Annotated in this window: 15 protein-coding genes and 1 tRNA gene; 12 read left to right on the top strand and 4 right to left on the bottom strand. The window is 73.1% G+C overall.

The features are described from left to right. The 4 genes from glpR (at position 1) to ACIQMU_RS20955 (ending at position 4,096) form a co-directional block, all read left to right on the top strand. On the top strand, positions 1-1,224 hold the full coding sequence (glpR, locus tag ACIQMU_RS20970) for a gephyrin-like molybdotransferase receptor GlpR (RefSeq protein WP_352240047.1): 1,224 nt from the start codon (positions 1-3) through the stop codon (positions 1,222-1,224). A gap of 95 nt (positions 1,225-1,319) precedes the next feature. Next, positions 1,320-1,393 (top strand) — tRNA-Ala (locus ACIQMU_RS20965). Between the two features lie 172 nt (positions 1,394-1,565). After that, positions 1,566-2,381 (top strand): DUF4253 domain-containing protein, encoded by an 816-nt coding sequence (locus tag ACIQMU_RS20960; protein ID WP_402689427.1) that lies wholly within the window; start codon positions 1,566-1,568, stop codon positions 2,379-2,381. 506 nt (positions 2,382-2,887) lie between these two features. Beyond that, entirely contained in the window at positions 2,888-4,096 is a 1,209-nt protein-coding gene (locus ACIQMU_RS20955; RefSeq protein WP_402689426.1) for a S1 family peptidase, read from the top strand. Between the two features lie 54 nt (positions 4,097-4,150). Here the strand turns inward: ACIQMU_RS20955 and ACIQMU_RS20950 are convergent, their stop codons facing one another. Next, positions 4,151-5,236 (bottom strand): multiprotein-bridging factor 1 family protein, encoded by a 1,086-nt coding sequence (locus tag ACIQMU_RS20950; protein ID WP_402689425.1) that lies wholly within the window; start codon positions 5,234-5,236, stop codon positions 4,151-4,153. 318 nt (positions 5,237-5,554) lie between these two features. On the opposite strand from ACIQMU_RS20950, the gene ACIQMU_RS20945 reads away from it, so the two are divergent. Continuing rightward, positions 5,555-7,063, top strand: coding sequence for a sigma-70 family RNA polymerase sigma factor (locus tag ACIQMU_RS20945; RefSeq protein ID WP_352240193.1), 1,509 nt, complete (start codon positions 5,555-5,557; stop codon positions 7,061-7,063). A 44-nt stretch (positions 7,064-7,107) separates the two neighbouring features. Then, positions 7,108-7,569 carry a GNAT family N-acetyltransferase gene (locus ACIQMU_RS20940; RefSeq protein ID WP_402689424.1) on the top strand — a complete coding sequence of 154 codons (462 nt, stop codon included), beginning with the start codon at positions 7,108-7,110 and terminating at the stop codon, positions 7,567-7,569. Between the two features lie 233 nt (positions 7,570-7,802). On the opposite strand, the gene ACIQMU_RS20935 is transcribed toward ACIQMU_RS20940, so the two are convergent. Then, positions 7,803-8,294, bottom strand: a complete 492-nt coding sequence (locus ACIQMU_RS20935) for a GNAT family N-acetyltransferase (RefSeq protein ID WP_352240042.1) — start codon at positions 8,292-8,294, stop codon at positions 7,803-7,805. 50 nt (positions 8,295-8,344) lie between these two features. Between ACIQMU_RS20935 and ACIQMU_RS20930 the strand changes: the two genes are divergently transcribed. Continuing rightward, entirely contained in the window at positions 8,345-9,160 is an 816-nt protein-coding gene (locus tag ACIQMU_RS20930; protein ID WP_352240041.1) for an exodeoxyribonuclease III, read from the top strand. 142 nt (positions 9,161-9,302) lie between these two features. On the opposite strand, the gene ACIQMU_RS20925 is transcribed toward ACIQMU_RS20930, so the two are convergent. Beyond that, positions 9,303-9,947 (bottom strand): MerR family transcriptional regulator, encoded by a 645-nt coding sequence (locus tag ACIQMU_RS20925; RefSeq protein WP_352240192.1) that lies wholly within the window; start codon positions 9,945-9,947, stop codon positions 9,303-9,305. Between the two features lie 168 nt (positions 9,948-10,115). On the opposite strand from ACIQMU_RS20925, the gene ACIQMU_RS20920 reads away from it, so the two are divergent. From ACIQMU_RS20920 to ACIQMU_RS20900, 5 genes are all read left to right on the top strand, one after another. Next, positions 10,116-11,732, top strand: coding sequence for a flavin-containing monooxygenase (locus ACIQMU_RS20920; protein ID WP_402689423.1), 1,617 nt, complete (start codon positions 10,116-10,118; stop codon positions 11,730-11,732). After that, on the top strand, positions 11,729-12,667 hold the full coding sequence (locus ACIQMU_RS20915) for an alpha/beta fold hydrolase (RefSeq protein WP_402689422.1): 939 nt from the start codon (positions 11,729-11,731) through the stop codon (positions 12,665-12,667). Before ACIQMU_RS20920 ends, ACIQMU_RS20915 begins: the two co-directional genes overlap by 4 nt. After that, complete coding sequence (locus ACIQMU_RS20910) at positions 12,664-13,557, top strand: SDR family oxidoreductase (protein WP_402689421.1); 894 nt, start codon at positions 12,664-12,666, stop codon at positions 13,555-13,557. Before ACIQMU_RS20915 ends, ACIQMU_RS20910 begins: the two co-directional genes overlap by 4 nt. A gap of 100 nt (positions 13,558-13,657) precedes the next feature. Continuing rightward, the gene (locus ACIQMU_RS20905) at positions 13,658-13,852 is read left to right on the top strand and encodes a hypothetical protein (RefSeq protein WP_352240037.1); all 195 of its coding nucleotides are present in this window, start codon (positions 13,658-13,660) and stop codon (positions 13,850-13,852) included. Positions 13,853-14,282: 430 nt separating this feature from the next. Beyond that, entirely contained in the window at positions 14,283-14,666 is a 384-nt protein-coding gene (locus tag ACIQMU_RS20900) for a peptidase inhibitor family I36 protein (protein ID WP_402689420.1), read from the top strand. A 45-nt stretch (positions 14,667-14,711) separates the two neighbouring features. On the opposite strand, the gene ACIQMU_RS20895 is transcribed toward ACIQMU_RS20900, so the two are convergent. After that, the gene (locus ACIQMU_RS20895) at positions 14,712-18,125 is read right to left on the bottom strand and encodes a S41 family peptidase (protein ID WP_352240035.1); all 3,414 of its coding nucleotides are present in this window, start codon (positions 18,123-18,125) and stop codon (positions 14,712-14,714) included. Between the last annotated feature and the right edge of the window lie 63 nt (positions 18,126-18,188).

The following is an 18,188-nucleotide window of genomic DNA, read 5'->3' as shown; positions in this document are numbered from 1 at the left end:
GTGAGCAGCAGCGGCCTCATCTACGCAGTCATCGTCGGGGCCTGGGCCGCCTACTTGGTGCCGATGTGGCTCCGCAGGCAGGACGAGCTCAATGAGGCCCGTCCGACCGAACGCTTCAGCACCGCCATCCGGCTGCTGTCCGGACGGGCGGCGATGGAGCGCCGGTACGCCAAGGAGCTGCGGGAACGCACCGCCGAGGAGGCGGGGCCCGACATCGACCCGGACCGGGAAACGGACCGTATGGAATCCGTGGACGTCCGGGCCTTCGCCGCGCCTCCGGCGCACACGGAGGCCAGACTGAGCGACCCGGCGCACGCGCCCGAGCGTGCCCCGGGCCACCAGGCGGCCGGCGACCCGTCCTCCGGCCCTCCGGCGCACGACCGTCACGCGGGACAGCAGTCGGACCGTCAGTCGTCCGAACGCCGGTCCGGCGAGCGGCCCGCGGCCCATGTGCCCCCTGCCCAGCGGCGCTCCCGCTCCGGCGAGGCCGACGCCGAGCGGGCGCGGCGCGCCCAGCGCTCCCAGGTCCTGGCGCGGCGCAGGAGGACCACCGTCGTCCTCTTCCTGGCCTTCACCCTCGGCGCGGTCGTCGCGGCGGTCGGCGGCCTCGGTTTCCTGTGGGCGCCCGCGGCGCCGGCCGTACTGCTGAGCACGTACATCGTGCATCTGCGCGCCCAGGAGCGCCGGCGGTTCGCCTTCACGATGGACCGCCGCCGGGCCGAGGTCGCGGCGCAGCGGCTGCGCGAGAACCGTCCCCGCAGGCACCAGCCCCCGGCCCCCGCCCCCGCCGAGCCCGACGACGACTCCGAGGCCCACCACCCGGAGCCGGAGCCCACGCCGACGGTCTCCCCCCAGGAGGCCGGCCGCCGCGCCCTCGTCGAGCAGACGGACCACGCGGAGTGGGTGGACCAGCAGCGCGAACGCGGACGCGTCCAGGGCGACAGCTGGGAGCCCGTCCCCGTGCCGCTGCCCACCTACGTCACCGCGCCCGTCGCCCCCCGGGCCACGGGCGGTGTCGAGGTCGGTGACCCGGAGACCTGGAGCGCGGCCCGCTCCAGCACCGCCGAGCCGTCCCAGACGGGCACCTCGCACCCGACGGCCCCCGCGGCCGACCCGGCACCGCGCCGGCGCACGGGCCAGTCCCGCCGCAACCGCGACCGCGGCCGGACCCCGCTCTTCGACCAGTACGACGACGAGGACCGGCCACGTGCGGCCAACGAGTGAGACGGGCGGGACCCGGGAAACCCGACACCGCTGACCAGCGGAGGAACGGATTTCCAAGCACCCCCGTGAGGGTGCTAGAGTTTCACACGTCGCAAGGGCCTGTGGCGCAGTCTGGTAGCGCACCTCGTTCGCATCGAGGGGGTCTGGGGTTCAAATCCCCACAGGTCCACAGACGACTGTTCGTGAGTCAGCTCAGGAATGGTGACGAGATCCCGTCCGATCGCAAGATCGGGCGGGATCTTCGTCGTTCCAGGGCCGTTCGACGCCCGCTCGCCGTCGTGGACGGCAGTGAGCGCGGATGGGCCGCCCGCACTGTCAGCCCCTGCCTCTACTGTCGGCGCATGGTGTTGGACACGAACAATCTGCCCCGCCTCGCGACCGACCCGAGCGGCCGGGCTCTCGGCCTCGACCTTCCTGCGGGGAGGCTGCTGGATGAGACGTACCAAGGGTCCTGGGGGGAGCCGCTGATGTGGCTGGCCGACGCACGCGCGGTGCCCGGGCAGTGGTCCACGCAGGGCGCCGCGCGCCGGGCGGCGGGCCTTGTGCCGGTGCTGGTGGACGTCGGCGGCCCGTTGGGTGACCCGGAGGGCTGGGACCTGATGTGCGGAAATCTGTCCTATCCGGAGGACTTGGGCGACGACGAGATGCTGGCAATTCTCTGGGAGGAGATCCGGGAGGGGCGGGCCGAGGGAGCGGTGGCCCCCTTCGACGTACCGTGGCCGGGGCTCGCCGGGGCGGTGCCGCCCGACGCCGACCCCGACGCACAGGCCGCCGAGATCGCCGACGCTCTTTCAGGCAGTGGCTCCTGGCTGAAAGAGCCACGCCTCGCGCTGGTCCCCACGGACCGCAACGCCGACATACCCGCGGCCATCGGCTGGACCGGTTCGCTGAACCACGTGGACGACCCCGGTATCCTCAGCGCCGTCCTGCGCAGTTGGGAGGAGCGCTTCGGCACCCGGCTCGTGGCACTCACCGCGGACCGGATCGTCCTCTCGGTCGCCGCGCCGCCCACCACCGCGGAGCAGGCGGAGGCCGTGGCCGTCGAGCACGCCGCGTTCTGCCCGGACGGCCTCGCCCGGAGCCGTCACGGCGCCCTGGACGACTACGCCGCCCACGAGATCCTCGGGCGGCGCACCTGGGTCCACCACTGGGACTGACGGCCGGGCGCGGTGGGAGCCGGACGAATTCGCGGGGGAACAGGGCTTCCTGGCCGCCGCCGAGGACGACAGGGTGCTGGTGCGCTCGCCCGTGCCCGGAGGCCGCGTCGGATTCGTCCGCCTCGTCGCGTGCCCCGCTGGAGCTTCACCGCAGCCGCAGCCGCAGCCGCTGACGGCCATGTCGATGGCGACGGCAATGGCGATGCCGATGCCAGTGGCGACGGCGATGGCGATGGCGATGGCGACGGCAATGGCGCAGCTCCGGCCGGGTGCAAGCCGGTGAAAGGTCGTCCCCCTTCTCTACAGTTCTCGGCCAGTTCTGTAGAAAAGAGCCCCATCTCCGCTTCTTGTCGCGACAGTTCTGGCTGCGCCAGAGTTCGGGGCGCGGCGACAGGAACATGTCATTGCCGCCGGGCAGTGTCCATGGAACACACCGCGCTTCCCCAGGCGCGGTGTGGCCACCCCCCCATTGTCTGGACGCTCGCCTGCGTAGCGGAAGGAATCGCGTGAAGCACGGTAGGAAGAACGCGCGCCGATACATCGTGGCCGCCTCGATCGGCGCCCTTCTGTCGGCCGGAGTCGCCACAGGGGCCCACGCCGGTACGACGACGGAGCCGTCGGCGCCGGCGTACCAGCCGGAGATGGTCAAGGCGCTCGCCACGACCCTGGGCGTCAGCGAGAAGGCCGCCGTGGAGCGGCTGGGCCGGGAAGCGCGGCAGCAGGACCGGTTCGCGGAGCTGCGGAAGGACCGGGTCAGCACGCTCGGGGCCTTCTTCGCCGCCGACGGCTCACTGATCGTCAACGCGGCCGACGCCGGGGCGGCCGAGGAGGTCCGGGCGGCCGGGCTCCGGGCCAGGGTGCCCGAGCGCGGGGAGAGCGAGCTGGGCCGCATCAAGGCGCGGCTCGACGCCAAGGCGCTCAAGAGCGCCCCGGCCGGGGTGTCGGCCTGGTCGGTCGACCTCGCGTCGGACACCGTGACCATTGAGGTCAACGGCGACTCCGACGCCGCGACCCGCGGCTTCCTCAAGGCCGCGAAGAGCAACGGCGACGCCGTACGGATCGTCAAGGGGCAGGAGAAGCTGGAGACGCAGGCCGTCGTTCCGCCCGGCAGTCGGATGACCTTCAACGGCTACCTCTGCTCGGTCGGTTACGGCGCGAAGGACCGCAGCGGCAAGCAGGTGCTCGTGACCGCCGGGCACTGCATCGAGGACCTGCCCGCGCTGGCCTACAACGGCACCCGCTTCGCCGAGGGCACCCACACCCGGTTCGCGCTGGGCACCCGCAGTGTCGACATGGGCATCGCCACCGTCGACGCCGGCCACTCGATCGGCCTCGACGTCACCACGTACGGCAGGGCCGGCACCGTCCCGGTCAGGGGCAGCGAGCGCGCCCCGTCCGGCGCCGCGCTCTGCAAGTCCGGCCAGACCACCGGCTGGACCTGCGGCAAGGTCGGCTCGTACAACGTCAGCGTCACCTACACCGACCAGAACGGCGGCCCGGACACCGTCGTCACCGGCCTGGCGAGCTCCAGCGTCTGCACCCAGGGCGGGGACAGCGGAGGCGCCTACATCTCCGGTGACCAGGCCCAGGGCATGACGTCCGGCGGCCCCAGCGGCCAGCGCTGCAACGGCAAGGTCAACGCGCGCGGCTCCTCCTACTTCCAGCCGCTCGACGACGCCCTCGCGTACTACGGGCTGACACTCAACACCAAGTAGCCGCACCGGAGAACACCACCGGCCGAAGGCCCCCGAACGCGGGAGACCGTCCACTCATCCTGGGCGGTCTCCCGTCCCACTTGTTCCCGTCCCGAACTCCCACGCCACCCCGTGGACACCGGGTCTGCACCGGGAAGTGAGCACATGGACGTCGTGCGCGTCGCTCAGCGGGATGCGCCGCCGGGCGCGGGGCGGGTCGCCGACCTTCTCCCGGGTGTAGCGGTGGCAGTCCGAGGGCAGGGCGCCGGGGTGGAAGAAGACCTGCTGGAGATACTCGTGGAGGTTAGTCCGCGACCAGCGCTCGTAGTGCGTGGCCGGCGTCTCGGACGGGCTCACCTCGACCGCGTAACTCACCACCGTGGTGTCCAGCTTGGCCAGCCGCCGGCCGAAGTGGATCTCCAGCACCAGGGATTTGAGCCCCTTCAGATACGTGGCCTCGGCGAGGCGTCCGCAGGACACCTCGATGTCGACGGGTTCGGCCGCCTCGTCGTCGAAGCTGAGCACGAAGATCGCCCGGTCGGCCCCCGCCCGGCTGGCCCGCAGCACGTTCGTGGTGGAGATCCCGCTCAGCGTCCCGCTCTCGCCGACCTTCACGACGTCGTGGACCATCAGCGAGCTGGTCTCCTGGTTGAAGTGGCGGAAGCGCGCACCGAGCGCCTTCTCCACCACCGAGTCCTCTCCGAGGATCTGGAGAGTGGCTCCCTCCGCGTCGGGCGGGGCGGTCCGGCCGCGCGGGCGTCGCGGGCCGAGCAGCGAGCGCAGGGCTCCGGCGGGCAGTTCCAGGATCTCCTCCAGCACCTCCACCGCCCGCAGGGACCGCGCGCGCTCGGGCTGGCTGCGGCCGCGCTGCCAGCTGCTGAGCGTGGCCTGGCTGATGGTGACGCCGCGCACCCTGAGCCGTTCGCTCACCCGCTGCAGGGACAGCCCGCGGCGGTTCAGCGCCTCCCGTAGGGCCCCGGGGAAGGTGTCGGCGCCGGTCGCCGCCGCGTGCAGGGCCGAGGCGGTGATGGCCTCGCCCGTCCGCGCCGCGGTGACGTGCGCCCCGGTGGCACCGGGTGGCTCGCTGTCACCCGGGGCGCGGCTCCCCGCACCGCCCATGGCCTCCGGCAGTCCGCGTGCGGTGTCCGCCCTGCTCGACATGTCCCTCCCGTTTCCCGGCACTCTCTCTGCGGAACGGCCGATGGGCCCCCGCATACTGGTTGACCACCGGACGGGGGACGGATAACAAACCCCCGGGAGTGACCTGTCCCACACCTCCCGGAGACGCTGCCGCGCGTCTCCGCCCGGCCCGAGACGCGAGTGCCCGGCGACGGGATGTGCGCGGTGGGCGCGAGAGGTGGTGAACGGGGCGTGCGCGGGGGCGCAGGACACCTGGTGAAACGGAACGCGCGGTCAGAACGCACATGGTGAACGGAACGCGCGGTGGAGAGAACGCACCTAGTGAACGGAACGAAGGGCGTGGACGGCGTGGACAGCACCGCTCTGGTGATCGCGGCGAGGGAGGGCGACCGGGCCGCCGGGGAACGGCTGGCCGCCCAGTACCTCCCCCTGGTCTACAACGTCGTCGGACGCGCCCTCAACGGCCATCCGGACGTGGACGACGTGGTGCAGGAGACCATGCTCCGGGCCCTGTCCGGGCTGTCCTCGCTGCGTGACCCGTCCCGGTTCCGCTCCTGGCTCGTCGCCATCGCCATGAACCAGGTCCGCACCCGCTGGTCGGGTCTCGGCCACCGCCCCGCCCCGCTGGAGGCGACCGAGGAACCGGCCGACCCCGCCGCCGACTTCGTCGACCTGACGATCCTGCGCCTCGAACTCTCCGGGCAGCGGCGGGAGACGGCCGAGGCGACCCGTTGGCTGGACGACGCCGAACGCGATGTGCTGTCCCTGTGGTGGCTGGAGACGACCGGCGACCTCACCCGGTCCGAACTCGCCGAGGCGCTCGGCCTTTCCCCGCAGCACGCCGCCGTACGCGTCCAGCGGGTGAAGAACCAGCTGGACGTCGGCCGCGCGGTCGTCCGGGCCCTGGCGTCCGACCCCCGCTGCCCCGCCCTGGAGGACCTGCTGGGCGACTGGGACGGTACGCCGACGCCTCTGTGGCGCAAGCGGATCGCCCGCCATGTACGGGGCTGCGCCTCCTGCTCGGACGGCAGCAGGGGGCTCGTCCCGCCGGAGGGCCTGCTCTCCGGGCTCGCGCTGGTGGTGCCGCTCCACGACAGCGGGCAGCAGGCGGCGGTGGCCGTGACCACCTCGGCCGCACCCGCAGCCACATCCGCGGCGGCCCCCTCCGCCACGGCCCCCTCCGCCTCCGGGGCGTTCTCGGCCGGGAAGGCGGCGGCGCTCATGGCAGGCGCGGCCGCCGTGACCGCCCTCGCCGTGCTGATCTGGCCCTCCGCCCCGACTCCGCCCGAACCCCGGGGCCGGGAGGCCACCCACAGCCCCTCGCCGCCGCCCGCGGCCGCCCCGGCCCAGCCGCTCCCCACGCGCTCCACGGCCCCGCCCTCGCCGACGCCGGGCCGTACCGCCGCCGCCTCCCCGCCGGCGTCCCTCGCCCCGTCGCCTTCGGCCGCACCCGCCGAGCCGCGCCCCCGCCCGGAAGCCGGCGTGGTCACCCGGGTCAACACCCTGCGCGCCGCGAACGGGTGCCCGGAGCTGGAGACCGACTCCCGCCTGACGGAGGTCGCGCAGCGGCATGCGGAGGACATGGCCGCGCGGAACTACTTCGACCACACCGACTCCTCGGGCCGGGGGACGGGCGACCGGGTCGACGCCACGGGCTACGACTGGTCGGCCGTCGGGGAGACCATCGCGACCGGGACGAGCGATCCGGCCGCGGTCGTCGAGGAATGGCGGAACAGCCCCGGACGCGACGACGACATCTTCAACTGCGACTTCGTCCACGTGGGCGTGGGCATCGCCGACTCCCCGCGCGGCCCCTACTGGGCCCAGGTGCTGGCCACCCCGCGCTGAGCGGCCGGGCCGGTTGTCAGTGGCGGGTGCCAGACTCGGTCGGCATGGAGAGTCGCGTGCTTCTCAGAGATGTCGAGCCAGCGGACCTGGAGGTCTTCCTCGGGTACGAGCACGATCCGGAGGCGGTCCGCAGATCGCGCTTCACCCCCCGGGAACGGGAGGCGTTCATGGCGCACTGGACGTCGAAGGTGCTGGGGGACCCCGCCAACCTCGTGCAGACGGTCGTCGTGGACGGCGAGACCGCGGGGAACATCGTGGCCTGGTGGGAGGGGGAGCGGCGCTACATCGGCTACTGGTTCGGCCGTTCGTACTGGGGCCGGGGCGTCGGCACCGTGGCGTTGACCGCGTTCCTGGAGCGGGAGACGGCACGCCCGTTGTACGCGGACCCCGTCTCCGGGAACACCGGCTCGATACGGCTGCTGGAGAAGTGCGGGTTCGCGGCGACCGGCACGGAGCGGCACGGGGAGGACGAGCACGTGGTTCTGGTGCTCGGCGGGGCTGCGTGAGCGTTCGCTCCCCAGCCCGGGCGACGGCTTGACGCGCCCACGGCCGGCTGCCCGGGGCCGACGCGGCGCGCGAGGGGGCCCGCGCCGCCGCGCCCGGGAGCGCAGCCGTTTCCACGCGGGGGTCGCGCCGGTGCGCTGGCCGACGCGCCGGAGACTCGGACCCGGAGTCCGGGGACCTGGGGCCCGGAGAGCTGGAGCTCCTGACACCTGGGGCCCGGCCCCGGGGCGGCGGGTCAGGCTCCGGGCCGCTGGAGCGGCTTGGCCATGCAGATGCTGCTCTCGTACTCCCGGTAGTGGCCGAACTTCTCGCACACCGTGTAGCCGCTCGACGCGTACAGCGCGATGGCCTCGGGCTGCTGGTCACCGGTCTCCAGGACCATGCGTATCCGGCCGGCGGCGCGCGCGTCATCCTCCAGGGCGGCCAGCATCCGCCGGGCCAGACCCTTGCCGCGCCCCTCGGGGATCACGAACATCCGCTTGATCTCGGCGTCGCCGTCCCAGTAGCCCTCGTCGTTGCGGTCCTGGGTCCGCCAGCCGCCGGTCGCCACCGGGCGGTCCAGCTCGTCGTAGGCGAGCAGGTACAGACCGCGGGGCGGGAGGAACATCGAGGGGTCGAGCGGTGTGAGATCGCCCCCATCGCCGTAGCGCTCGTCGTATTCGAGCTGCACCTGGTCGTTGAGTTTGACGGCGTCGGGGTGGTCGAAAGACCGTGGCTGAATAACCATGCTGAATATCGTACATCTATGCGTAGGGGCGGAGTAGGTACTGTTCCGGGATGCTCACAGTGACCTCCGTGAATGTTAATGGGCTTCGCGCCGCCGCCAAGAAGGGCTTCGTCGAGTGGCTGGCGGGGACCGAGGCCGACGTGGTCTGCCTCCAGGAAGTGCGGGCCGAGCTCGCCCAGCTGCCCGAAGGGGTGGGCGCCCCCGAAGGGTGGCACACCGTCCACGCGCCGGCCGCCGCCAAGGGGCGCGCCGGTGTCTCGCTCTACTCGCGACAGGCTCCCGAGCGGGTCCAGATCGGCTTCGGCGGCTTCGGGGCGCCCGGAGCGGAGGAGTTCGACGCGAGCGGCCGCTACGCGGAGATCGACCTCCCCGGTGTCACCGTCGCGAGTCTCTATCTGCCCTCCGGTGAGGTCGGCACCGAGCGCCAGGACGAGAAGGAGCGCTTCATGGCCGCCTTCCTGCCCTACCTCCAGGGGCTGAAGGCGCGGGCGGCGGCGGACGGCCGCGAGGTCGTGGTCTGCGGCGACTGGAACATCGCCCATCAGGAGGCGGACCTGAAGAACTGGAAGGCCAACCGCAAGAGCTCCGGTTTCCTCCCCGAGGAGCGCGCCTGGCTGACCCGGGTTTTGGAGGAGGCCGCGTACGTGGACGTCGTGCGGCGGCTGCACCCGGACGTCGAGGGGCCGTACAGCTGGTGGTCGTACCGGGGGCGGGCCTTCGACAACGACAGTGGCTGGCGGATCGACTACCAGATGGCCACCCCGGGGCTGGCCGGGCGTGCGGTGAAAGCCTGGGTGGAGCGGGCGGCCACGCACGCCGAGCGCTGGAGCGACCACGCGCCGGTGACGGTCGTCTACGAGCGGTAGCCCCGGCGGCGGGGCGGGCCGTCCGCGGGCGAGTGGCCCCGTGGCGGGCGGCCGTCGGTGAGCGGGGGGCCCGGACGATCGGCCGCGGGCGGGGCCCTGCGGCCGGCGGGTGTCCGCCGGTGGCCGCCCCGAAGGGTGCGCGTCAGTCGGGCTTCGGGGTCTGCTTGCCGTCCTCGCGGCGCATTCTGCGGTCCAGGGCCATCGACAGCTCGGCGTCCACCACGGCGCGGGCCAGTGGCCGGAGTTGGGCCGGTTCGGTCTCCCGGGTGTGGGCATGCAGTACGCGTACGAAGATTTCGGCGAGCGCGTCCGCGTGCTCGCGGACGCGGCGGCCCGAGGAGAGCACCGTGGACAGCGGCACCCCTTCCCGTACGAGCTCGGCCGACACCTCCAGGAGGCGGCGGCTGATGTGGACGATCTCGTCGCCATCGGTGGCGAGATAGCCGAGGTCCAGTGCGGTGGCGAGGTTCTCGGGCGTGACCTCGCCCTCGAAGTAGTCCGCGAGCTGCTCCGGAGTGAGGCGGACCGGGGTCTCCTCGGTCGGTTCGCCCAGGCCCAGCACCTCGGCGACATCGCGGCCGCTCTCGAAGGTGGCCGCCAGGTCGGCGATGCCGTTGAGGGTGTGGCCGCGTTCCAGCAGGCCCGTGATGGTCCGTAGCCGGGCCAGATGATGGTCGTCGTACCACGCGATGCGGCCCTCCCGGCGGGGCGGCGGGATCAGCCCGCGCTCCCGGTAGAAGCGCAGGGTCCGCACGGTGATGCCGGCCTCCCGGGCCAGCTCCTCCATGCGGTATTCGCGGTGCTCGCGTCCTTCAGCCACAGGGGCACCCTATGTTGTACCGCCGGTAACTTTCCTGGGTCCGCCCCCTACCCATCAGTACGGTCCTGCTCTACTCTCCGAACAATGCCAGTGATTGCTGGCAGAGTCGTGTGACGTACCGCGGGAGGCGGCAGCATGGCCCAGCAGGAGCACGTACGTGTGGCGGTGATCGGAACCGGATTCGGGGGCCTGGGGGCCGCCGTCCGGCTGCGCCGCGAAGGCATCACCGATTTCGTCGTCCTGGAGCGGGCCGACTCGGTGGGCGGCACCTGGCGCGACAACAGCTATCCCGGCTGCGCCTGCGACGTGCCGTCCCACCTCTACTCCTTCTCCTTCGCCCCCAACCCCGACTGGCCGCGCACCTTCTCCGGGCAGGAGCACATCCGGGCCTACCTGGAGCGCGTCGCCGACACCTTCGGGCTCCGCCCGCACATCAGGCTGAACCACGAGGTGAAGGTGATGACCTGGGACAAGGAGAACCTGTTCTGGGTGATCGAGTCGGCCGACGGGTCCGTCCTGCGCGCGGATGTCGTCGTCTCCGCCTCCGGGCCGCTCTCCGACCCCAAGACGCCGGACATACCCGGGCTCGACTCCTTCCCCGGCAAGGTCTTCCACTCCGCGCGCTGGGACCACGACTACGACCTGACCGGCAAGCGCGTGGCGATGGTCGGAACAGGCGCGTCCGCGATCCAGATCGTCCCGGCGATCCAGCCGAAGACCGCGAAACTCACGCTCTTCCAGCGCACCCCGCCCTGGATCATGCCGCGCATGGACCGCACGATCAGCAAGGCCGAGCGGGCACTCCACCGGGCGGTCCCCGCCACCGGCACGGCGCGCCGCGGACTGCTCTGGGGCATAAGGGAGTTGCAGGTCAGCGCGTTCACCAAGCACCCCGATCAGCTCGGCCTGGTGGAGAAGATAGCCAAGTCCAACATGGCGCGGGCGATCAAGGACCCGGCCCTGCGGGCCAAGCTGACCCCCGACTACCGCATCGGCTGCAAGCGCATCCTGCTCTCCAGCACCTACTACCCGGCCCTCGCCCAGCCCAACGTGGACGTCGTGGCCTCAGGGCTCGGCGAGATACGCGGCAACACGGTGGTCGCCGCCGACGGGAGCGAGGCGGAGGTCGACGCGATCATCTTCGGCACCGGCTTCCATGTGACGGACATGCCGATCGCGGAGCGGGTGGTCGGCGAGGCGGGCGTCACGCTCGCGGAGACCTGGAAGGGCGGGATGAACGCGCTGCGCGGCGCGACCGCCGCCGGGTTCCCCAACTGGATGATGATCATCGGCCCGAACACCGGACTCGGCAACTCCTCGATGATCCTGATGATCGAGTCCCAGCTGAACTACATGGCCGACTACCTGCGCCAGTTGAACGTGCTGGGCGGACGCGCCGCACTCGACGCGCGGTCCACCGCCGTCACGGCGTGGAACGACCGGGTCCAGCAGCGGATGAAGCGCACGGTGTGGAGCACCGGCGGCTGCACCAGCTGGTACCTGGACGCGGAGGGCCGCAACACCACGGTCTGGCCCGGCACCACGGGTGAGTTCCGGCGGCAGACGCGTTCGGTGGACCTCGCCGAGTACGACGTCGTCCGCGTGGGCGCGGCGGGCGGCGGGGCGCGGTCCGCCGGCTCCGGGCTCGTACCCGAACAGCCCGGTCGCACCGTCCGAGAGACTGTGACCGCCGCTCCGGAAGGCAAAGCCGGAGCCGAGAACGGATCCTTCAACGAAGAGGTCGCCCGATGAGCCGTCTCCTGCGCCGCGCCGCCGCGGCTCCCGTGCCCGCCGACGAGCTGACGGCGCGTTCCGCCGACGGCTCGCGGATCCACGTCGAACTGCACGGCCCCGAGGGCGCCCCCGCGGTGGTCCTGGCCCACGGCTGGACCTGCAACACCCGCTTCTGGGACGCCCAGATCCGCGGCCTGGCCGCCGACCACCGGGTCATCGCCTACGACCAGCGCGGCCACGGGCTCAGCCCCGAACCCGGCCCCGGCGGCTACAGCACGCAAGCGCTGGCCGACGACCTCGAAGCGGTCCTCGCCGCGACGCTCGCCCCGGGCCGCAGAGCGGTGCTCGCCGGGCACTCCATGGGCGGGATGACGGTGATGGCCGCTGCCGCACGCCCCCGGCTGCGCGAGCACGCCGCCGCCGTCCTGCTCTGCTCCACCGGCAGCATGCGGCTGGCCGCGGAGGCACTCGTCCTGCCGTTCCGCGCGGGGGCGCTGCGCACCCGGCTCACCACCGCCGTACTGGGCGCGAAGGCGCCGCTCGGGCCGGTCAACCCGCTTTCGAAGAAGGTCCTCAAGTACGCCACGATGGGTCCCGGCTCCGCTCCGGACCGGGTCGACACCTGCGCGCGTATCGTGCACGCCTGCCCGCGGCGGGCCAGAGTCGGGTGGGGGCACGTGCTTGCCGGGCTGGACCTCGCGGCGGGCGTGCGCGAACTGCGGATGCCGACCGCGGTGATCGCCGGGACGGACGACCGGCTGACCCCGCCGGTGCACGCGCAGACCATCGCGGCCGCCCTGCCGGTCGGCCTCGGGCTGACCGAGCTGACGGGCATGGGGCACATGACGCCCGTGGAGGCCCCGGAGGCCGTCACGGCGAAGATCAGGGAGCTGGTCACCGGGTACGTCGCCGCGGGGGCGGCCGCCACGGCGGAGAAGGAGGATGTCGCATGAGCAGCAGGCGGAATCTGGAGGGGCAGGTCGTCGTCGTCACCGGCGCGGCCCGGGGCGTGGGCGAACTGCTGGCGCGCAAGCTCTCCGCGCGGGGGGCGACACTGGCGCTCGTCGGTCTGGAGCCGGACGAGCTGAAGCAGGTCTCCGAGCGGCTGCACGGCGAGAGCGGCCACTGGTTCGCCGACGTCACCGACCACGAGGCGATGGCCCAGGTGGCGCGCGAGGTCAAGGAACGCTTCGGCAAGGTCGACGTGGTCGTCGCCAACGCGGGCGTCGCCACGGGCGGCCCGTTCGCCGACTCCGACCCGGACGCCTGGCGCCGGGTCATCGAGGTGAATCTCATCGGCGGCGCGGTCACCGGGCGGGCCTTCCTGCCGGTGCTGATGGAGAGCCGGGGCTACTTCCTCCAGATAGCGTCGCTGGCCGCGATCACCCCGGCCCCCATGATGACCGCGTACTGCGCGTCCAAGTCGGGCGTCGAGGCGTTCGCGCACAGCCTGCGCGCCGAGGTCGGCTACAAGGGCGTCCGGGTCGGCGTCGGCTACCTCTCCTGGACCGACACCGACATGGTGCGCGGCGCGGACCAGGACGACGTGATGCGCGAGCTGCGCCAGCGGCTGCCGTGGCCGCTGAACCGTACGTATCCGCTCGGCCCGGCGATCGACCGGATCGTGGACGGGATCGTGCGGCGCTCCCCGCACGTGTACGCGCAGTGGTGGCTGCGGGGGATGCAGTCGGTCCGCGGCTACCTGCCGTCCGTCATCGCGATCGGCGGGCCGCGCGAGATGCGGCGCTTCGAGCCGCGGCTCCACACGGTGCCCAAGGGCCTGGTGGGGGCCGGGGGAGCGGCGGACCAGGACGCCCGCGCGCAGCGTGCTGACCGACCGTAACGGTACGAAATGCGTGGGATGTCGGGCCGTGTAAGGCTGGGCGAGGCCCCGCAGGGGCCGCCCCCCTCACGTACCCCACGCATCCCCAGGAGTGAACAGCATGGGTATCGCAGACCAGTTCAAGGACAAGGCGCAGGAGCTCGCCGACCAGGCCAAGCAGAAGGCCGGTGAGGGCAAGGACAAGGCCCAGGACCGGACCTCCGGGGCCGGCGACCAGGAGCCGGACTCCTCGCCGGGCATGAAGGACCGTGCGCAGGACGCGGCGGACCAGGCGCGCGAGCGTTTTGACCGTTGACGGTCTCTGAGGTGTGACGCGTGCGCGCTGCGGTGCACGCGTGCGCACGCGTCACGTCAGGAGGCGCACCCGGGTGACCGGGTGCGCCTCCTTCTTGCGGGCAGGCCGCGCGCCGGGCCGGGCGATGGCGGGAGCGGCCCGGGCCGCGACGCGGCATGACCGCCGACGGCGGGGCGGTAGGCGGCGCACCCGGCGTCCGGGCCGGTCGCTGGAGGGGCGCGGGTGCGCGCCGGTGCGCGGGCCGGCACGGGCTCGACGGGTCCGGTGGGCCGTGCGCTCGGCCGTGGGGGTGGATTCGCCGGGCGGGAGGGCGCGCGAAGGCTTGGCGGCGGGCCGGTCGGCGCAGGAGAGAGGTGACCAGACCGGACGTGTACCGGTCGCCGCAGGCGGACGTCCGTCCCGGGCAGTCCGTGAAGTGGGGAGTAGATCCATGAGGTTCAACATTGCCGCGCCGGCTGTGGTTCTCACCGCCGGCCTGGCCGTGACGGCCGCGCCGGCCGCCGCGACACCGACGGCTCCGAGCGCCCGGGCCGCGGCGTGGGACTGCCCGGCGGGGAGCATCTGCCTGTACGACTCGGCCGGCGGAGTAGGGCGCTTCTACACCGCGTCGGACGGCTGCTGGTTCGACAACATCGGTCTCGCGGGCGGCGGCGACCGGGCCACGTCCATCTACAACCGCACCAGCCACCGGGTGAACCTCGCGAACTGGAACGGCAGGGCCTGGGAACACCTCGTCCACGCCAACCCCGGCCAGCGCTTCACCCTCCCGGCCTCCGCCGACAACAGGGCCGACGCCGTCCACGTCATCTGCTGACACCACCACCCCCTGGCCCGGGCCGCCGGGCCAGGGGGCCCGCACTCAGGAGCTCCGGGGCGGCAGCGGCGGCCGTCGCAGGTCCGGGGCCGTGTCGTAGGACGGTGGAGTCGCCGCCGGGTGCGCCGCCAGGAGTTCCAGGGCCAGGCGGACCGCGTCGTCCAGGACGGCGTAGCGGCCCTCCGCCCAGTCCAGCGGGGTGCGCAGGGCCTCCACGTCCGGTTCCACGCCGTGGTTCTCCACCGACCAGCCGTACGTGTCGAACCAGGCCGCGTTCATCGGGACCGTGATCACCGTGCCGTCGCCCAGGCGGTGGCGGCCGGTCATGCCGACCACGCCGCCCCAGGTGCGCTGGCCCACCACCGGGCCCAGCTTCAGCAGCCGGAACGCGGCGGTGATCATGTCGCCGTCGGAGGAGGTCGCCTCGTCGGCCAGGGCGACGACCGGGCCGCGCGGCGCGTTGGAGGCGTAGCTCACCGCCTGGGCGTTGCGGGTCAGGTCCCAGCCGAGGATCTTGCGGGTGAGGTTCTCCACGACCAACTCGCTGATGTGGCCGCCCGCGTTGCCCCGTACGTCGACGATCAGGGCGGGGCGGGAGACCTCCAGGCGCAGGTCGCGGTTGAACTGGGCCCAGCCCGAGCCGCCCATGTCCGGGATGTGCAGGTAGCCGCACTTGCCGCCGCTCAACTCCCGTACGACGGCCCGGCGTTTGGCCACCCAGTCCTGGTAGCGCAGCGGGCGTTCGTCGACCAGGGGCATGATCGCCACCCGGCGGGAGGGGCCGCCGCCCGCCGGCGAGAACGTCAGCTCCACCGTCGTGCCGCCGGCCGCCGTCAGCAGGGGGTAGGGGCCGGTCACCGGGTCCACCGGGCGGCCGTCGACATGGGTGAGGACCGCGCCCTCCCTGATCCCGGTCCCCGCCAGCGGCGAACGGGCCTTGGAGTCCGACGAGTCGCCCGGCAGGATGCGCTGGATCGTCCACGCCCCGTCCCGGCAGAACAGGTTGGCGCCCAGCAGGCCGATGGCCCGCTGGTAGTGCGGCGGGCCCTCGTTGCGGCGGGCGGGGGCGACGTAGGCGTGCGAGGTGCCCAGCTCGCCCAGCACCTCGCGCAGCAGATCCGCGAACTCGTCGGGGGAGGCGACCCGTTCGACCAGGGGGCGGTACTGGTCCAGCACCCCGTCCCAGTCGATGCCGCACATGTCCGGCTCCCAGAAGTAGGCGCGGATGATCCGCCCCGCCTCCCCGTACGCCTGCCGCCACTCCGCCCCCGGGTCCACCTCGTGCAGGATGCGGCGCAGGTCCAGATAGACGGTGGAGTCGGTGTCGCCCGACTCGGTGGCCGGTACGGCGCGCAGCTCGCCGTCGTCCATCACGACGAGGCGGGACGCGTCGCCGCTGACCGCGAACCAGTCGAGGTGGTCGACCAGTTCGGTCCTGCGGGCCTTCGCGATGTTGAAGTGCTCCAGGGTCGGCCGCCCCGACATGTCGGCCGGGTTCGCGAACGTCTCACCCAGCGCCCCCGAGATCGGCCAGCGCAGCCAGACCAGACCGCCGCCGCTCACGGGGGCCATCGCCGAGTACTTGGAGGCGGAGACGGGGAACGGCGTCACCCGGCTCTCCAGGCCCTCGAACTCCACGAGCACCGTCGATCCCTCGGGCGCGCCGCCGTCCGGCACGTCCACCGGGTCCAGGCCGCCCGCCGCCGGGCGCCCGTCCGGGGAGAGCGCGAAGGGGGAGGGCGTCGCCGAGGAGAGCGGTACCAGGTAGGGGCGGCAGCCGAGCGGGAAGGAGAGGTCGCCGGTGTGGACGTCGTACACCGGGTCGAAGCCGCGCCAGGACAGGAACGCCAGATAGCGGCCGTCGTCCGTGAAGACGGGGTTCTCGTCCTCGAAGCGGCCGTTGGTGACGTCGACGATCACCGGGGCGCCGGGGCCGGCGATCCGGGCCAGCTTGATCTGCCGCAGCGAGCGGCCGACGCCCGGGTGCGACCAGGTCAGCCAGTCGCCGTCGGGGGAGAACGCCAGATCGCGCACCGGGCCGTTGACCGAGCGGATCAGCTCGGTCAGCCCGGGGTGCTCGTCGACCGGCGCGGCGCTGTCCGGGGCCGCCGCGCCGGTGGCCGCGTGGAGATCGGCGCGGGTCGAGCCGCTGGGCGCCCTCTTCGCGGTTTCCGGAGCGCCCGGCCCCGGTTCCAGCAGCTCCGCCTCCGGCTCCCCCGTGTCCAGGAGCAGCAGCCGGCCGTCGTTCGACGCGATGGCCAGGCGCTCGCCGTCCGGGTCGGCGATCATCTCCTGCACCCGGCCCAGCTGCCCGGAGGCCAGCCTGCGCGGGGGCCGGTCGCCGCTGGCGCGCGGCAGGTAGGCGATCTCGACGGCGTCGGGCCCGTCCGCGTCGGTGACGTACGCGACCTGCCCGCCGCTGCCGAGCATCTCCGGCAGCCGCACCCGGACGCCGGGGGTGTCGGCGATGGTGCGGGCGGGGCCGTCGCGGTGGGTGAGCCAGTAGAGGCTGCCGCGCACGGTGACGGCGCTGGCCCGGCCCGTCTCGTCGACGGAGATCGAGTCGACGTTGCTGGCGGCGGGCACCTGGTGGACGCGCCGGCCGGTGCGCGGGCCCCCGAGGCGCACCTCCAGCTTGCGCGGGGTGGCGTCGGGCGATTCGAGGTCCTCGACGAGCCAGAGATCGCCGGCGCACTGGTAGACCACCCGGTGGCCGTCGCTGGAGGCGTTGCGGGCGTAGAAGGCGTCGTGGTCGGTGTGCCGGCGCAGGCCGGTGCCGTCCATCCGGCAGGAGTAGAGATTGCCGACGCCCTCGTGGTCGGAGAGGAACGCGATGCGGCGGCCGACGAACATCGGGTGGGCGAGGTGGCCGCCGATGTCCGGGAGCAGGCGTTCGCCGTGCAGCCACAGGCGGCCCATGGCCCCGCCCCGGTAGCGCTTCCAGGCGGCCGGTTCGTGCGGGGGCGTGCCGGTGAGCAGCAGGGTGCGGCGCTCGCCGTCGATGTCGGCGACCGCGATGTCGGAGACCGGGCCCCAGGGGAGCCTGCCTCCGGGGCTTCCGTCGGTGGGGACGCTGTAGGCCCAGGAGAAGTAGGAGAACGGCTGGTTGTGCGAGGACACGGCGAGGATCTGGCACGCCTCGCCCGGATCGGGGCTCCAGCCGCAGACGCGCGCGTCCGTCGAGCCCCAGTGGGTGAGCCGGCGGGCCGGGCCGCCGTCCACCGGGGCGAGGTGGATCTCGGGGTCCAGCGTGCGCCAGGTCGTGTAGGCGATGGTGCGGCCGTCGGGCGAGAAGCGCGGATGGCTGACCCGGGTCCGGTCGACGGTCACCCGCCAGGCCCGTCCTGGGCGGTGCCCGGCGGGGGCGAGGGGGGCGACCCAGAGGTCGTCCTCGGCCGCGAAGCACAGCAAGTCCTGGTGAAGGTGCGGGAAACGGAGATACGCGACGTCGTCACTCACCCTCCAATGCTTTCCGCGCGGAGGGCTCGGGGCAACTTGTGGTGCAGGACACAAGCGAAACGA

It is taken from the genome of Streptomyces sp. NPDC091649, assembly GCF_044756785.1.
In the GTDB taxonomy this organism is placed as follows: domain Bacteria; phylum Actinomycetota; class Actinomycetes; order Streptomycetales; family Streptomycetaceae; genus Streptomyces.
The sequence above is the reverse complement of the archived record's forward strand: the minus strand, read 5'-3'. Positions and strand labels throughout refer to the sequence as shown.

Bases quoted from the DNA above. Each gene is read 5' to 3' on its own strand.
- ACIQMU_RS20960 (WP_402689427.1), top strand. From the start codon at position 1,566: ATGGTGTTGGACACGAACAATCTGCCCCGCCTCGCGACCGACCCGAGC.
- ACIQMU_RS20950 (WP_402689425.1), bottom strand. From the start codon at position 5,236: ATGTCGAGCAGGGCGGACACCGCACGCGGACTGCCGGAGGCCATGGGC.
- ACIQMU_RS20940 (WP_402689424.1), top strand. From the start codon at position 7,108: ATGGAGAGTCGCGTGCTTCTCAGAGATGTCGAGCCAGCGGACCTGGAG.
- ACIQMU_RS20935 (WP_352240042.1), bottom strand. From the start codon at position 8,294: ATGGTTATTCAGCCACGGTCTTTCGACCACCCCGACGCCGTCAAACTC.
- ACIQMU_RS20930 (WP_352240041.1), top strand. From the start codon at position 8,345: ATGCTCACAGTGACCTCCGTGAATGTTAATGGGCTTCGCGCCGCCGCC.
- ACIQMU_RS20925 (WP_352240192.1), bottom strand. From the start codon at position 9,947: ATGGAGGAGCTGGCCCGGGAGGCCGGCATCACCGTGCGGACCCTGCGC.
- ACIQMU_RS20920 (WP_402689423.1), top strand. From the start codon at position 10,116: ATGGCCCAGCAGGAGCACGTACGTGTGGCGGTGATCGGAACCGGATTC.
- ACIQMU_RS20915 (WP_402689422.1), top strand. From the start codon at position 11,729: ATGAGCCGTCTCCTGCGCCGCGCCGCCGCGGCTCCCGTGCCCGCCGAC.
- ACIQMU_RS20910 (WP_402689421.1), top strand. From the start codon at position 12,664: ATGAGCAGCAGGCGGAATCTGGAGGGGCAGGTCGTCGTCGTCACCGGC.
- ACIQMU_RS20905 (WP_352240037.1), top strand. From the start codon at position 13,658: ATGGGTATCGCAGACCAGTTCAAGGACAAGGCGCAGGAGCTCGCCGAC.
- ACIQMU_RS20900 (WP_402689420.1), top strand. From the start codon at position 14,283: ATGAGGTTCAACATTGCCGCGCCGGCTGTGGTTCTCACCGCCGGCCTG.